12 protein-coding genes are annotated in these 14512 nt (G+C 74.0%); 7 read left to right on the top strand and 5 right to left on the bottom strand.

Going from position 1 to position 14512, the window contains the following annotated elements:
- The first annotated feature begins 400 nt into the window (after positions 1 to 400).
- A complete protein-coding gene (locus ACFXMF_RS15160) occupies positions 401 to 1246 on the top strand; it encodes a serine/threonine protein kinase (RefSeq protein ID WP_360321216.1) in 846 nt (281 codons plus the stop codon).
- 21 nt (positions 1247 to 1267) lie between these two features.
- Here the strand turns inward: ACFXMF_RS15160 and ACFXMF_RS15155 are convergent, their stop codons facing one another.
- Positions 1268 to 2488, bottom strand: coding sequence for an ROK family protein (locus ACFXMF_RS15155; RefSeq protein WP_379990280.1), 1221 nt, complete (start codon positions 2486 to 2488; stop codon positions 1268 to 1270).
- A gap of 59 nt (positions 2489 to 2547) precedes the next feature.
- Here ACFXMF_RS15155 and ACFXMF_RS15150 point away from each other — a divergent pair, with 59 nt between their 5' ends.
- Entirely contained in the window at positions 2548 to 3819 is a 1272-nt protein-coding gene (locus ACFXMF_RS15150) for an MFS transporter (protein ID WP_380020654.1), read from the top strand.
- A 531-nt stretch (positions 3820 to 4350) separates the two neighbouring features.
- Here the strand turns inward: ACFXMF_RS15150 and ACFXMF_RS15145 are convergent.
- On the bottom strand, positions 4351 to 5046 hold the full coding sequence (locus ACFXMF_RS15145) for a type 1 glutamine amidotransferase domain-containing protein (protein WP_360321207.1): 696 nt from the start codon (positions 5044 to 5046) through the stop codon (positions 4351 to 4353).
- A 101-nt stretch (positions 5047 to 5147) separates the two neighbouring features.
- On the opposite strand from ACFXMF_RS15145, the gene ACFXMF_RS15140 reads away from it, so the two are divergent.
- Entirely contained in the window at positions 5148 to 6119 is a 972-nt protein-coding gene (locus tag ACFXMF_RS15140; protein ID WP_360321204.1) for a LysR family transcriptional regulator, read from the top strand.
- A gap of 132 nt (positions 6120 to 6251) precedes the next feature.
- Here the strand turns inward: ACFXMF_RS15140 and ACFXMF_RS15135 are convergent, their stop codons facing one another.
- Positions 6252 to 7307: a 2-dehydropantoate 2-reductase gene (locus ACFXMF_RS15135; protein ID WP_360321201.1), complete on the bottom strand. Its 1056-nt coding sequence runs from the start codon at positions 7305 to 7307 to the stop codon at positions 6252 to 6254.
- Positions 7308 to 7489: 182 nt separating this feature from the next.
- On the opposite strand from ACFXMF_RS15135, the gene ACFXMF_RS15130 reads away from it, so the two are divergent.
- Both ACFXMF_RS15130 and ACFXMF_RS15125 read left to right on the top strand, forming a co-directional pair.
- Positions 7490 to 8257 carry an SDR family oxidoreductase gene (locus ACFXMF_RS15130; protein WP_360321198.1) on the top strand — a complete coding sequence of 256 codons (768 nt, stop codon included), beginning with the start codon at positions 7490 to 7492 and terminating at the stop codon, positions 8255 to 8257.
- A gap of 309 nt (positions 8258 to 8566) precedes the next feature.
- On the top strand, positions 8567 to 8944 hold the full coding sequence (locus tag ACFXMF_RS15125) for a MerR family transcriptional regulator (RefSeq protein WP_360321195.1): 378 nt from the start codon (positions 8567 to 8569) through the stop codon (positions 8942 to 8944).
- 632 nt (positions 8945 to 9576) lie between these two features.
- Here the strand turns inward: ACFXMF_RS15125 and ACFXMF_RS15120 are convergent.
- Entirely contained in the window at positions 9577 to 10485 is a 909-nt protein-coding gene (locus ACFXMF_RS15120) for a DMT family transporter (RefSeq protein ID WP_360321192.1), read from the bottom strand.
- On the opposite strand from ACFXMF_RS15120, the gene ACFXMF_RS15115 reads away from it, so the two are divergent.
- A complete protein-coding gene (locus ACFXMF_RS15115) occupies positions 10484 to 11950 on the top strand; it encodes a PLP-dependent aminotransferase family protein (RefSeq protein ID WP_379990279.1) in 1467 nt (488 codons plus the stop codon). The two genes, ACFXMF_RS15120 and ACFXMF_RS15115, sit on opposite strands and share 2 nt — an antisense overlap.
- A gap of 116 nt (positions 11951 to 12066) precedes the next feature.
- Complete coding sequence (locus tag ACFXMF_RS15110; protein WP_360321186.1) at positions 12067 to 13545, top strand: MFS transporter; 1479 nt, start codon at positions 12067 to 12069, stop codon at positions 13543 to 13545.
- Here ACFXMF_RS15110 and ACFXMF_RS15105 read toward each other — a convergent pair.
- Positions 13535 to 14140, bottom strand: a complete 606-nt coding sequence (locus ACFXMF_RS15105) for a GNAT family N-acetyltransferase (RefSeq protein WP_379992672.1) — start codon at positions 14138 to 14140, stop codon at positions 13535 to 13537. The two genes, ACFXMF_RS15110 and ACFXMF_RS15105, sit on opposite strands and share 11 nt — an antisense overlap.
- Positions 14141 to 14512 lie beyond the last annotated feature (372 nt).

The following is a 14512-nucleotide window of genomic DNA, read 5'->3' as shown; positions in this document are numbered from 1 at the left end:
CCTTGCCCCCACGTCCGATCGCCGACTGCGGATCGGCGCTCGAGCGGGAAATCCGCCCGGACCGAAGTGAATAGCCCTGCGGAGGACCTTTGGGGAGGTGCCCCTCCGCGGTGCGGCGGGCGAGGCGGGACGTGGCGGATTCACCGCGCTCCGCCTCGTCGGGCCGAGTCGAACAATTGCCGTGTTTCCCGACAGGATCCCCCGAAATCCTGTTCTGCTGCGCCGCCCGATCTCCCCGGCCGAGCCCCTCATCTGCGGGGCTTCCGCCGAAAACGGCCCATCGCCCTTCCCGAGGGCGCTACCGTCGCTGTAAGGACCCGATGCCCACACGCTCGATCCGTCCACGCTGCCGACCCTCGGGCGGCGGGTCCGGAACACCCGCCAGGAAAGGCCCACCGCCGTGCCGCACCCACTGCTCGACGCCATCGACACCGCACAGGATCCCGCCGATTTCCTGCGCTCGATCGGAACCGTGCACACGACCTTCGGCGACCAGGACTCGGGTGCGGTCTCCTACGGTGTGCGCGTCGAGGGCAACTGGTTCGTCAAGACCGGCCCCAACGCCGCGTCCGCGCTGTGCCTGCGTCGCGCGATCGACCTGCACGCGCACGTCCGGCATCCGGCGATCGTGCCGGTGCTGCACTCGTTCAGCGCCAACGGCGTGCCGGTGACGGTGGGGCCGTGGCGCGCGGGCGAGGTCTTGTACCACTCGACGCTCAAGCGCGCGGGCAAACAGTTGCGCACCGGCGCGGCCTCGCCGCTCGCCCGCTTTCGCGCCCTGCCGCTGCACGACGTGCACGCGGCGCTGGACGCGATCCTGGACGCGCACCGCCTGATCGACGCGGCCGGTTACGTCGGGGTGGACTGGTACGACGGCTGCGTGCTGTACGACTTCGCCGCCCGCCGGGTACACCTGATCGATCTGGACGAGTACCGCAGCGCGCCGTTCGTGCTGGACACCGCCCGGCTGTCCGGGTCCACCCGCTACATGCCGCCCGAGCACAGCCGCCGCGGCGCGCTGGTCACCCGCGCGGGCACCGTGTTCCTGCTCGGCCGCACCCTGCGCCTGCTGCTGGACGCGGGCGACGAGGAGCGGGCCTGGCGCGGCACGCTGGCCCAACTCGCGGTGGTGGAGCGGGCGACCCGACGCGACCCGGCCGAGCGCTACCCCAACGTCACCGAACTCTTCGACGCGTGGAGCGCGGTCGCGCCCGCGGGCCTGCTCTCCGGCACCCACCGGGTCTGACGCGGGGCGCGTCCCGGGCCGTCAGCGCTGCCGCCCGCCGAACAGCTCGTCGCGGGCATCGTCGAGGGCGGTCAGCACGGCGCCGTCCAGAATCGCGTTGCCGGGGACGGAACCCGCCAGCACCCGCGTGCTCAGCGGCGTCGCCTCGGCGAGTCGGGCCTCGACCCGATCGGCCAGCGCCGTACCACCGGCCCGTCCGGTCTCGCCGCCCAGCACCACGCAGCCGGGGTCCAGGATGACCGCCAGCGCGGCGGCCCCGACCACGACCCGGGCGGCGAGTTCGTCCAGGAGCGCGGCGCCGGCTCCCGTGTCCTGCCCCGCGTCGACCTGTTCGGCCGCCGCCCGCACACATTCCTCGGCGCTGCCGGTGAAGCCGTGCCCGGCGGCCAGTTCCTCGATCGCCAGGCCCGAGACCAGGGTGTGGAAGCCGCCCGAGCAGTCCACCCGCGAGGGCCGGTGGCCGGTGCCCGGGACCGGGAGGAAACCCAGTTCGCCGCTGCCGCCGGAGGCGCCCCGCCGCAGTCGGCCGTCCAGCATCACGCCCGCGCCGATGCCCTGACCGAGCCAGACCAGGACGAACGTGTCCAGGTTCCGGGCCGCGCCGAGGCGTTGCTCGGCGATACAGGCGAGGTTGGACTCGTTCTCCAGGAGCACCCGGCCGCGTTCGCGGAGCGCGGCCACCAGGGGGGCATGCCAGCCGGGCGGGAAGCAGGACGAGCGCAGGTTGCCGGAGGCCGGATCGACCAGGCCGGGCACGCCGATGCCGAACGTGTGCAGCGTGTCGGCTCCGGCTCGGGCGGCGGCGGCGTCCAGCAGCCCGAGGATGTCGGCGAGGGCTCGGGCCGGGTCGCGGTCGGCGGGGATGGCGAGTGCGCCGGTCGCGACGGTGCGGCCGGCCAGATCGGCGACGGCCAACTCGACGCCGCCCACGCGCACGTCCAGTCCGGCGATGTGGGCGCGTTCCGCGACGATGCCGTACAGGCGTGCGTTCGGGCCGCGTTGGCGTTCGCCGGCCTCGCCGACCAGGTGGATCAGGCCCGCGCCGCCGAGGCGTTCGACCAGATCCGCGACGGTCGGGCGGGACAGCCCGGTGAGGGTCTTGAGCTGGGAGGCGGTCAGCGGGCCGTGTTCGATCAGCAGATCCAGGGCCAGCCGGTCGTTGATCGCGCGGGCCGTGCTCGGCGTCGCGGTGCGGAGCGCTGTCGCGGAGGGGGCGGTTGTCGCGGCCCGGGCGGTGGTCATGGCTACCGATCCTCGCAGACTCTTTCTTTCAGGAACCCTGCCTGATAATTTATCGCACCATGACGCAGACTTCCACGTCTCATGACGCCATCGGTGCGCCCGATGCAGCATCTTCGAAAGTCGAGGCCGAAGTTGGGGCCGGAGCCGGGCTCGGGGTCGGGGCCGACGGCGGGACCGAAGCCGCCGAGGCGGGTCGGGCCCGGGTCGCGGCGAGCCTGATCTTCGCCGTGCACGGCGCGGTCGGCGGCGGCTTCGCCTCCCGGTTGCCGTGGCTGCAGGAACACCTCGACCTGAGCCCGGGCCAACTGGGCGTCGCCCTGGCCGCCCCCGCCGTCGGCGCCTCGCTGGCCATGCCGGTGGCCGCGTCGCTGGTCCACCGGCACGGCGGCCGAACCGCGTTGCGCTGCCTGATCGCGCTGTGGTGCGCGGTGCCGCTGCTGCCCACCTCCGCCCCCGGCCTGCCGTGGCTGTGCGCGGCGTTGCTGGTGTACGGCGTGGGGGCGGGCATGTCCGATGTGGCGATGAACACCCAGGGGCTCGTGGTCGAACAGCGGGTCGGCCGCTCGACATTGCCGCTGCTGCACGGGATGTGGAGCGCCGGCGCGCTGGTCGGTGCGGGTCTGGGGGCCGCCGCCGCGTTCGCCGGGCTCGATGCCCGCGTACACCTGGCCGGCCTGGCCGTACTGCTCGCCGCGGTGGGCTGGATCGCCGGCCGCAACCTGCTCGACGCGCGTCCCACGGCCGGCGCCCCGGCCCCGCGCCGCTTCACGCTGCCGTCCCGGGCGGTGCTCGCGATCGGCGCGGTCGGCTTCTGCGCGGTCTTCGCCGAGGGCGCCGGGGCGAACTGGAGCGCGGTCCACCTGCGGGAGGTCGCGGGCGCCTCCCCCGGCGTCGCGGCGCTCGCGTTCACCGGCTTCGCCTGCACGATGACCGTCGCCCGGCTGCTCTCCGGCCGGGTCGTGGACCGGTTCGGGGTGGTCCGAGCCGTTCGGGGCGGCGCGGTCCTGGCCACGACCGGCGCGGTCCTGGTCGCCACCGCGCATTCCCCGTGGCCCGCCGCGATCGGCTTCGCCCTGCTCGGCGTGGGCGTGGCCGCGGTCCTGCCGCTGACCTTCGCCGCGGCCGGACGGACCGGCCAGGACCCGAGCCAGTCCATCGCCGGCGTGGCCACGGTCACCTACACGTCGGGCCTGCTCGCCCCCGCCATCGTCGGCGGCATCGCCGACCACGCGTCGCTGGGCGTCTCCTTCGCGGTGGTCGCCGTACTCGCCGCGATCCTGATCCCCACCGCCCACCTGCTCGACCCGTCACCGAGGGCACGCCGTCGTTGACCCCCGAGCCCGGCACCCCGGCCACCCCGGGCCCGGTATCCGCGACAGCCCCCACCACCGGGTCCCCCTCTCCGGCCGGGCGAGCCGTGATCGGCACATCCCCCTCGGGCGCGGCGACCCTGGTCTCCCCCCTCCCGCCGGAGCACCGATGAAACCCCGGGCACACACCACCGCCACCGCCCGAACCCGACCCACCGACGGAAACAACCTCGTCCGATCGGTCGGGAACGCACCGACCACGGCCTCCCCGCTCCCACCGGAACACCGAAGAGACCGCGGGCGGGCACGGCCACCACCACCCGAACCCGGCCGATCCGACCGGCCCCACCCACCGGCATCGGCGACTCTTCGGCGGCGTCGGGCGGGAACAGGGCGACCTCAGCCCCGCCGGAACACTGACGGCCCCCACGAGCACGACCGCTGCCGCGCGAACCCGGCCGATCCGATCGGCTCGACCCCCGGCAGGGGCGGCTCCGTCCGGTCGGCCTCGGTCGGGAGTGCGCGGCAGCGGCAGTGGTGCGAGGAGTCGGGTCAGTTCAGGGTCTTGACGAGTTCGGTCGCCAAGGGAGCGGCCGAGGACGGGTTCTGGCCGGTGTGCAGGTTGCGGTCCACGACCACGTTGGGGGACCAGGGGGTGCCCTCTCGGAAGTCCGCGCCGAGGGCGATCAGGCGGTCCTGGAGGAGCCAGCCGGCCCGGTCCGCGAAGCCGGCCTGGGTCTCCTCGGTGTTGGTGAACGCGGTCAGTCGGTAGCCGGCGAACGGCGAGGTGCCGTCGGGACGTTCGGCCGCGAGCAGCGCGGCCGGCCCGTGGCAGACCACGCCCAGCGGCTTGCCCGAGTCGAGCGCCGCGGTGAGCAGCGCCCCGGAGGCCGCGTTCACCGCCAGGTCCTCCATCGGCGCGTGGCCGCCCGGATAGAAGACCGCCGCGTAGTCGGCGAGGTCGACGTCCGCCAGGTCGATCGGCGCACGCAGTGCGGTGAACCGTTCCAGCCCGGCGGTGACCGCGGCCAGGCCGTCCGGCCCTCCGTTCACCTCCGGCGCCAGGCTCGCCGCGTCGACGGTCGGGGTCACGCCGCCGGGTGTGGCCACCACGACGTCGTGGCCCGCCGCGCTGAACACCTCGAACGGCGCGACGGCCTCCTCGGCCCAGAAGCCGGTCGGATGCCGGGTGCCGTCGGCCAGCGTCCAGTGGTCGGAACCGCTGAGCACGAACAGGATTTTCGCCATGGGTCTTCTCCCAATCGCATCGGCCGGTCGCGGCCGGTGGTCGCGCCGTCGGACTCGAACGTAGATCGCCCACCCATCGGTATTCAAATAGGCTCTCCACCATGAGCCATGATGATTCCGATGGGTCACGGCTCGCCGAATCGGCCTCGATACCGGATCCGGCCGGCCGCGGGCCCCTGGATCTGACGCTGCTGCGTACCTTCCTGGCGGTGCACCGCGCCGGCTCCTTCACCGGCGCCGCCCGCGTACTGGGTCTGTCCCAGCCCACGGTCACCACCCAGATCCGCACCCTGGAGCGCCGATTGGGCCGGGCGCTGTTCGAGCGGTTGCCTCGCGGCGTGGCCGCCACGCCGATCGCGGACGACCTGGCCATTCGGGTCGCGGACCCGCTGGACGCGCTGGCGGAGGTGGCCGATCGTGATCGATTCGGCGCGGACACCCCGGCCGAGCCGGTGCACATCGCCGGTCCCGCCGAGGTGCTGTGTGTGCTGGTGTTGCCGGTACTCGCGCCGCTGATCGAGCGCGGCGTATTGCTGCGGATCTCCCCGGGGCTCACCGACGACCTGCTCGACGGGTTGCGCGCGGGCCGGTACGACCTGGTTCTGGCCACGACCCGGCCGCGCGGCCGCACGCTGGCCGCCGTCCCGCTGATGGACGAGGAGTTCGTACTGGTCGCGGCGCCGCACTGGGCCGAGCGCATCGGGCCGGATCGGGTCGCCGCCGAGGGCCCCGCCGCGCTGCGCTCGGTACCGCTGGTCAGCTATGCCGAGGACCTGCCGATCGCCCGCCGCTACTGGCGCCACGTGTTCGGCACCCGGCTCACCGAACGGGCCGCGATCACCGTCCCGGACCTGCGCGGCGTGCTGACCGCGGTGGTCGCCGGCGCGGGCATGACCGTGTTGCCGCGCTACCTGTGCGCGGGCGAGCTCGCGTCCGGCGCGCTGGTGGCGCTGCTCACCCCGGACGACCCGCCGATCAACACCGGCTACCTGGTCCGCCGCGCGGGCACCGCGGGCCACCCGCACGTGATGCTGGTCCACCAGCACCTGGTCCGCGCGGCGCGGACCTGGTGATCCGCGATCGGCCCGTCGCGGGGCCGCGTGTCCGGATCCGCACGGTCGATCCCCGCACCCGAGTCCGCGCGTCGCGATCTACCCGCCCGCTCCGCGCGCCCGCATCCCCCCACTCGGGACCGCGCCGGCCGGTCAGGCGGTGTCCGCGACCGCCGTGGTGAGTTCGGCGAGCAGATCCGGTCCGCTCCACTGCCGGGCCTGTCCCGCCGGCGCGGTCTCCGCCTCGCGGATCAGCGCGATCAGACGCGCGTTGGCGGGCGCGGTCAGCCCGTTGCGTTCGGCCATCGCGAGTATCTCGCCCTGCACACTGTCCACCTCGGTACGCCGGCCCCGTTGCAGGTCCTCCCACATCGACGAACGCGCCTTCGCGTCGATCCGCAGCGCGGACCCCGCCAACCGACGAAACAGCGGATCGGGCAACCCGAGCAGTTGCCGATTGCGCGCGGCCGAGCCGGGACCGAGCTTGGCCGGTCGGATGCCCTCGGCCCGGAACGCGGTGAGCGCCTCGCCCTGGCACAGCGCCAGGCACGCCCGATAGTCGCGCTGTCCGAGCTGATCGCGCAGCGGCAGGCCGGACAGCGCGTTGATCGCGTTGTTGAGATTCATCAGCAACTTCGCGTGCTGCACCTCGGGCATGTCCTCGCGGACCTGGACCGGGATGCCGGCCTCGGCCAGCACGTCCACGAGCGGGATGGCCCGGGGATTCGCGTCGATCATCAGCGCGCCGGACGTGCCCTGATGGAACACCGCGGGCTCGGTGCGCAGCACGTTGTACGGGACCATGCCGGCCAGCACGGTATGCCCGGGCAGCGCGGCCCGCAGCACGGCGGGGTTGCGCACGCCGTTCTGCAGACTGACCACGATCGCGGCCGGGCTGAGCCGACCGGCCAGCTCGCGGCCGGCCTCGGCGGTGGCCGCGGACTTGACGGTGACCAGCACGAAGTCGGCGCCGGCCACCGCGTCCGGCGTCCGGGCCAGGGTCAGCCGCTCCGGTTCGACCACGGTCGGGGGACGGCCCGCGCCGGTGACGGTCAAACCGTCCGCGAGTGCGTCCAGGACGGTGGGGCGTCCGATCAGGGTGATGTCGGCGAAGGCGGCGAGCCGACCACCGAGCTGGCAGCCGACGCTGCCGGCGCCGAAGATCGCGATCCGGGGTCGGGGCCGCGAACGTGGAGCGGGTTGGGACATGTACGGCCTCCGCCTACGGATGCAAGAGCCAGGGATCAATCCGCAAGCGTACGTCCCCCGGCCCGCACCTGCGTTCGAGGCGCCCGGCGCCCGGTCTCCGGGCATTCGGGCCAGCCCGGTCGTCCCCGCTCGCGTGCGGTCGCTTGACCCTGTCGCCGGCGGCAGGGTTGCACGATCACGGCATGACAAACCTCGATGACACCGGCTCCCATCCGCCCCGCGTCGTCCTGATCACCGGTGCCGGTACCGGTATCGGTCGGGCCGCCGCACGCGCCTTCGCCGCCGAGGGCGCGCACGTGATCGCCGTCGGGCGCCGCACCGAACCGCTCGCCGAGACCTCGGCGGGCCACGACCGGATCACCCCGCTCGCCGCCGACCTCACCGCCGCCGGCGAGGTCGAGCGGATCGTGGGCACCATCGCCGAGACGCACGGCCGGCTCGACGTGCTCGTCAACAACGCGGGCATCGTCGGCACCGGCCACCTGGGCGGCTACACCCGCGAGAGCATCGACCCGCTGCTCGCCACCAACCTGATCGCCCCGGTCCTGCTCACCCAGGCCGCGCTGCCGCTGCTGGAGGCCGCCGGCGGGGTGGTCGTCAACGTCACCACCTCCGTCGGGCAGCGCGCCTGGCCGGGCAACTCGCTCTACGCGGCGACCAAGACCGCCCTGGAACTGCTCACCCGAAGCTGGGCCGTCGAACTCGCCCCGCGCGGGGTCCGGGTCGTCGCGGTCGCACCCGGCGCGATCGACACTCCGATCGGCGAGCACCAGGGCTGGACGCCCGAACAACGCGCCACCATCCGCGCCTGGCAACTCGCGCACACCCCGATGGGCCGAATCGGCACACCCGAGGAGATCGCCTGGTCCATCACCACCCTCGCGTCCCCCGGCGCCTCCTTCATCACCGGCGTGGTCCTGCCGGCCGACGGCGGCGCGGTCGTCTCCTGACCCCAGGCACCAACACAGCCACCCTCCCCTTCGCGGGAACGGCACCAGGCACGAACCCACTCACAACCGCGGACGCAGACGCGAAGGCGGACGCGAAGGCGGGGGCAGACGCGGGGGCGGAGGCGGGCGCGGGGGCGGAGGCAGAGGCGGAGGCAGAGGCGGAGGCGGAGGCGGAGGCAGAGGCGGAGGCAGACGCGGGGGCGGAGGCGGAGGCGGAGGCGGAGGCGGGGGCGGAGGCGGGGGCGGAGGCGGGAGTGACGGCATGCGGGGTGGGGCGTGATAGGAGTGGTCGGGAGCGGAGGTGTCCGGATGCGGATCGGTGAGCTGGCGGCGGCGACCGGGACGACGCCGCGTGCGTTGCGCCACTACGAGCAGGCGGGGTTGATCGAGTCGGCTCGGTCGGCGAACGGGTATCGGGTGTACGACGAACGGGACGTGGCCCGGGTCCGGTCGATCCGCGAACTGCTCGGCGTCGGGCTCACCCTGGACGACGTACGCGCCTTCCTCCCGTGCCTGGACGCGGGCGTCGACGTGGCGGCGCGACCGCCGTCCGCGACCGCCGTACGGATCGCCCTGGACCGATTGGCCGTACTTGACGCCCGGATCGCCGCCCAGACCGAGGCCCGGAACAACCTGGCGGCGGCACTGCACCGAGCCGGCGTGGACCGCATCCGCCCAGTGGCCTGACCCCGCCCACCGTCCACGCGACACCACCCGTCCGGGAGACCCGCAGCCGACACCCGGGCCGGGCCGCGCGTTCCGTCCGGCCCCGGAGCCCCCGGTCGACACACAAACCGGCCCAGCCTCACGCCTTCCGCCGCCACCCGGGAAACCCGCCCCGGCTCGCAAACGGAGCCGCAACACGCCCGTTCCCCCGCCACCCGAGAAACCCGCGACCGACGCACGCGGCTCCCCCTCCCGCTCGGCCCGCCCGGCCCGCCGCCCGTTCCACCCTCACCGCGAAACCGGCGGCCGGAGCGCAAACAGAGACGAAGCGCCCGGTCCTCCGCCACCCGAGAAACCCGCGACCGACGCACGAATCGGCTCCCCCCTTCCACTCGGCCCGCCCTGTGCGTCGCCCGTTTCACCCTCACCCGAGAAACCCCAACCGACACACGAACCGGCTCGCCCCCGCCACCCGGCCCCGCCCTACGCCCGCACGCCGTCCGTCCCATCGCCCCCGGGAAGCTCGTCGCCGATCGGCGGAGCGGGCCGCAGCGTGCTCGTTGCGTCGCCGCCCGGAAGGCCCTTGGCCGGCAGGCCCATTCGCCTGCGGCGTACGTTTCCGCCGGAGGCCGGTGCGTGTGGTGTGGTGTGGGTCAGGGGCTCGTCGGGGTCGACCTGGTGTGTTGGGTCAGGGCTATGCAGGCCAGGACCGCGAGAGCGGCCAGGGGCATGGCGGGGGTGAGTGTCTCGTCGAGGATCAGCACGGCCCAGAGCAGCGTCAACAGGGGCTGGCCGAGCTGTAGTTGGCTGGCCGCCGGAACGCCGATCACGGCCATGCCCCGGTACCAGCCGACGAAGCCGAGGAATTGCGAGATCGCCGCCAGGTACAGCAGGCCGCCCACGCTTCGCGCGTCCGGGTGGAGCGGCTCGGTGGCCAGGCCCAGTGCCGCGACCAGAGCGGTGGCCGGGGCCGCGAACACCACACCCCACGCGATCACCTGCCAGCCCGGCAAGTGCCGGGCCAGCCGCCCGCCTTCGGCATAGCCGGCCGCACACAACACCAGTGCGGCGAACAGGTACACGTCCGCGAGGCCGACCCCGCCGCTGCTCTGCTGCACGGCGAACGCGAACACCACCACCGCGCCCGCGACCGCCGCCGCCCAGAAGGACCGACTCGGCCGTTCACCGGTGCGCAGCACCGAGCAGACCGTGGTAGCCAACGGCAGCAGACCGATCACCACCGCCGAGTGCGCCGTCGAGGAGGTCTGTAGCGCGAGCGTGGTCAGCAGCGGGAAGCCGAGCACGCAGCCGACCGCGATCACCGCCAGCCCGAGCCGGTCCGCCCGCGCCGGCAGCCGTGCCCGCACCGCGAGCAGCGCCGCGCCGGCGAACAGCGCCGCGAGCAGTCCGCGCAACCCGGTGACCGTCCACGGGCCGAACCCGCCCAGGGCCCACACGGTCGCCGGAAAGCTGAGCGAGAAGGTCACGATCGCGAGCGCCGCGAGCGCGGTACCGCCGACCGCTATCGACGCCGGCCGAATAGCGCTATCCTGTACTGTCATGAATCAGAGTAGCGGTACTGTCGATCTTGTCGCCATCCTGCGTCTGGAATTGAACCGCTACTCACCTGGCGAGAAGCTGCCGTCCAGCCGCTCGCTGGTCGAGCGGCACCGGGTCAGCCCGGTGACGGTCTCCCGCGCGATCGCCACGCTCGCCGCCGAGGGGCTGGTGATCTCCCGTCCCGGAGCCGGCGTCTACCGCACCGCGCCCGGCCGCCCGGCCGCGCCGACGGGCGACACCTCGTGGCAGGAGGTGGCGCTCAGCGCGGAGCCGGGCCTGCCCCCGCAGCGCAGCCCGGACGCGTCCGGCGTGTTGTCCGCGCTCGCGGCGGCCCCGCCCGAGGTGGTCGATCTCAACAACGGCTACCTGCACGCCTCGCTGCAACCCGAACGCGCGCTCGCCGCCGCGCTCTCCCGCGCCGGCCGCCGCCCCGGCGCCTGGGAACGCCCGCCGATCGAGGGCCTGCCGGAGTTGCGCGCGTGGTTCGCCCGCGACATCGGCGGCACGGTCTCCACGTCGGATGTGCTGATCACCGCCGGCGGCCAGAACGCGCTGACGACGGCGCTGCGTTCGCTGGTCGCGCCGGGCTCGCCGGTGCTGGTGGAATCGCCGACCTACCCCGGCGTACTGGCCGTCGCGCAGGCCGCCGGGCTGCGGCCGGTGCCGGTGCCGATGGACGCCGACGGGGTGCGTACCGATCGGCTCGCCGACGCGTTCGCGGCCACCCGGGCCCGGGCGTTCGTCTGCCAGCCGGTGTTCCAGAACCCGACCGCGACGGTGCTCTCGGCCGAGCGCCGCGCCGAGGTGTTGCGGATCGCGCACGAGGCGGGTGCGTTCGTGATCGAGGACGACTTCGCCCGCCGCCTCGTGCACGCGGACGCGCCGGTGTTGCCCGCGCCGCTGGCCGCCGACGATCCGAACGGCGTGGTGGTGCACATCCGTTCGCTGACCAAGTCCACGTCGCCGAGCCTGCGGGTCGCCGCCCTCAGCGCGCACGGCCCGGCCTTCGAGCGGCTGCGCGCCGTACAGGCCGTGGACAGCTTCTTCGTGCCGCGTCCGCTCCAGGAGACCGCGCTGCAACTGGTCGGCGCGCCGGCCTGGCCGCAGCACCTGCGCACGCTGGGCGCCGCGCTGCGCGATCGGCGCCGGGTACTGGCGGACGCGCTGAACCGACTGCTGCCCGGACTGCTGCCGGACCGACTGCCGTACGGCGGCTACCACTTCTGGTTGCGGCTGCCCGACGGGCAGGACGTCGGGGCGCTGACCTCGGCCGCGCTGCGCGCCGGGGTCGCGGTGACGCCGGGACCGGGGTACTTCACCGCCGAGCCGCCGGCTCCGTACCTGCGCGTCGCGTACTCCTTCGCCGAGGGCCCGGAGCGACTGATCGAGGGCGCCGAGCGCCTGCACCGGGCCTTCACCGGGCCGGGCCGACCCCGCGATATCCAGGGACCGGCGATCCCAGGCTGAACACTCCGCTCCTCGGCGGCGCGCCGGCATGGCAGCGTTCGAGGCACCGCCGCGACCGGACCCGCCGCCTCGGGTCCGGTCGGGCGAATCCCCTCCGGCCGAAGGAAGGCTTCGCCATGCCCGTGTCCGCCCGCCCGCCCGATACCGACGTCGACGGCGCGGGCCCAGGCCGGAGTCCGCGCCGTCCCGGTGTCGCCCTGGCGCTGCTCGCCTTCGCGAGCCTGATCACCTCGCTCGACTACAACATCGTCTACGTCGCGCTGCCCGACATCGGCACGGGAGTCGGCTTCTCCGCCCGGACCCTCCAGTGGGTGGTCAGCGCGTACGCGGTCGCCTTCGGCGCGTTCCTGCTGCTCGGTGGCCGGATGGCCGATCTGCTGGGCCGGCGGCGGATGTTCGTACTCGGCCTGACGCTGTTCGCGGTCGCCTCGCTCGCCGGCGGTCTGGCCCGCGAACCCGGCCTGCTGATCGCCGCCCGCGCCGTTCAGGGCCTGGGCGGCGCGTTCCTGTTCCCGGCCACACTGTCCCTGGTCAACACCACGTTCGCCGAGGGCCGTGCCCGCAACCGCGCGCTGTCGGTGTGGGCCGCGACCGGCTCCGGCGGCCTGATCCTGGGCTCGCTGCTCGGCGGTGTGCTCACCCGGACGCTCGGCTGGGAGGCGGTGTTCTTCGTCAACGTCCCGCTCGCCGGCGCCGCCGCACTGCTCGCCTTCGTCGCGCTGCCCGCCGACCCGGCCCCGGTCGCCGGTCGGCGCTTCGACGTATTCGGTGCGCTGACCGCGACCCTGGGCTGCACGCTGATCGTGTTCGCCCTGGTCCAGGGCCCCGAATCGGACCGGACCGACCCGCGCCCGCTCGCCGGCGCCGCGCTCGGCGTCGTGCTCCTGGCGGTGTTCCTGATCGCCGAGGGGCGCAATCCCGACCCGCTGATGCCGCCGCGTCTGCTGCGCGGCCGCAACCTGGGCACCGGGATGGCGGTGACGTTCCTGTTCATGGCCACGCTCGGCACGCTGCCGTACTTCCTCACCGTCTACTTCCAGGGCGTACACGGGTACGGCGCGTTGCGCACCGGCTTCGCCTTCCTGGTCCCGATGGGCGGCGGGTTGGTCGGCTCGCTGCTCGGCGGCCGGTCGGCGACCCGATTCGGGGTACGGTCCACGCTGCTCGTGAGCCTCACGGTGAGCGCGGTCGGTGTGTCGGCGACCGGCCTGGGCATCTCCGCGAGCGCCTCCTATCCCGACCTGGTACCGGGGTTGCTGATCTTCGGACTCGGTCAGGGCGTCGCCTACACCACGATGTTCGCCGCCGCCGCGACCGGGGTGCCGGGCCACGAGCAGGGCGTCGCGTCCGGAATGGCGTCCACCGGTCAGCAGGTCGGCGGCGCGATGGGGCTCGCGGTGCTGGTGGCGATCGCCAACTCCGGTACGGACGGGAAGACCGGCGAGGCCCTGCGGGTGGCCACCGCACACGGCCTGCGCACCGCGGTGTTCGCCGCCGCGGCGGGCGCGGGCGTGGCGGTGCTCGTCGCGCTGAACTTCCGACGGGTGGATCGGGCGCCCGAGGACACCGCCGCAGCGGCGGGCGTCACGTCTTGAGGATGCGGTCGGCCGGCACCTCGAAGATGATCTCCAGGCCGTCCTCCTCGTCCATCTGCTCGCCGACCTCGACGAAGTGGAAGCCCCGGATGGTGGCGAGCGAGGCCGCGTTGTCCGGGGTGATGGTGACCCGCACGATCCGCACGTCGGGCTCGTGGGCCGCCCGCTCCAGCAACGACCGCAACATCGCCCGGGCATGGCCGCGGCGACGCGCCTCGGGTACCACGGTGTAGCCGATCTCCACCATGCCGACCTCGTCCGGCGGCCCGTGGAATCCGGCGTAACCCACCACCACGCCGTCCGGCTCGGACACCGCGGCCCGGGCCACCCAGGGCGCGCTCTCGGGTTCGGCGGTCACCTGCTCGAAGCGCCGCCGCCACAGGCCGCGGGCCTGGTCCGAGACGAAGAACTCGGGCAGTTCCAGGCCGGTTTGGTAGCGCGCCTCGGCCAGGTCACCGGCGAGCAGGGCGCTCAGCGGCCGACCGACCAGGTAGACCCAGCGAATCCGCTGCCCGAAAGCGCCCTCGGGGCGAGCGGCGGAATCGGCGGGCGGATCGGACGGCGGGCGCGAGGAATCGTCGAGGTGTTCGGTCATCGTCGGATCATCGGCGACCATCCACCGGTCGTCCAGCGCATTTCCGCCGGCCCGGAGCGGTTCGCCCGATCGGCTCCGGCGCCTTTCGACCCCTCGATCACCGTGCCGACCCGCCACCGAAGGGTGGCCGACCTGCGAATTCATCCGGTCGACGGCCGTTGTTGGCGGTACGGACGAGTCGCATGGGTTTTCCAGCCAATACCGTGCGCATGCCCCCCAACCAGTCCGGCGCCGGAGAACCACCATGTGTCAGCAGCACGACGACGACTGCGATCAGCCGCCCGTCACCCCCCTGTCCGGACCCGCCCGACGGGCGTTCCTGCGCTCCGCCGCACTGGCCGGTGCGGGCGTCACCGTGGCGGGTGCGGTGGC

Origin of the sequence: Embleya sp. NPDC059213, assembly GCF_042754445.1 — a bacterium.
Classification (GTDB): Bacteria; Actinomycetota; Actinomycetes; order Streptomycetales; family Streptomycetaceae; genus Embleya.
Note: the sequence above shows the minus strand (reverse complement) of the source record. Positions and strands in the feature narration are given on the sequence as shown.

Excerpts from the sequence above, each read along its gene's own strand:
- ACFXMF_RS15120 (WP_360321192.1), bottom strand. The coding sequence starts at position 10,485 with ATGACAGTACAGGATAGCGCTATTCGGCCGGCGTCGATAGCGGTCGGC.
- ACFXMF_RS15130 (WP_360321198.1), top strand. The coding sequence starts at position 7,490 with ATGACAAACCTCGATGACACCGGCTCCCATCCGCCCCGCGTCGTCCTG.
- ACFXMF_RS15125 (WP_360321195.1), top strand. The coding sequence starts at position 8,567 with ATGCGGATCGGTGAGCTGGCGGCGGCGACCGGGACGACGCCGCGTGCG.
- ACFXMF_RS15115 (WP_379990279.1), top strand. The coding sequence starts at position 10,484 with ATGAATCAGAGTAGCGGTACTGTCGATCTTGTCGCCATCCTGCGTCTG.
- ACFXMF_RS15145 (WP_360321207.1), bottom strand. The coding sequence starts at position 5,046 with ATGGCGAAAATCCTGTTCGTGCTCAGCGGTTCCGACCACTGGACGCTG.
- ACFXMF_RS15155 (WP_379990280.1), bottom strand. The coding sequence starts at position 2,488 with ATGACCACCGCCCGGGCCGCGACAACCGCCCCCTCCGCGACAGCGCTC.
- ACFXMF_RS15110 (WP_360321186.1), top strand. The coding sequence starts at position 12,067 with ATGCCCGTGTCCGCCCGCCCGCCCGATACCGACGTCGACGGCGCGGGC.
- ACFXMF_RS15140 (WP_360321204.1), top strand. The coding sequence starts at position 5,148 with ATGAGCCATGATGATTCCGATGGGTCACGGCTCGCCGAATCGGCCTCG.
- ACFXMF_RS15105 (WP_379992672.1), bottom strand. The coding sequence starts at position 14,140 with ATGACCGAACACCTCGACGATTCCTCGCGCCCGCCGTCCGATCCGCCC.
- ACFXMF_RS15150 (WP_380020654.1), top strand. The coding sequence starts at position 2,548 with ATGACGCAGACTTCCACGTCTCATGACGCCATCGGTGCGCCCGATGCA.
- ACFXMF_RS15135 (WP_360321201.1), bottom strand. The coding sequence starts at position 7,307 with ATGTCCCAACCCGCTCCACGTTCGCGGCCCCGACCCCGGATCGCGATC.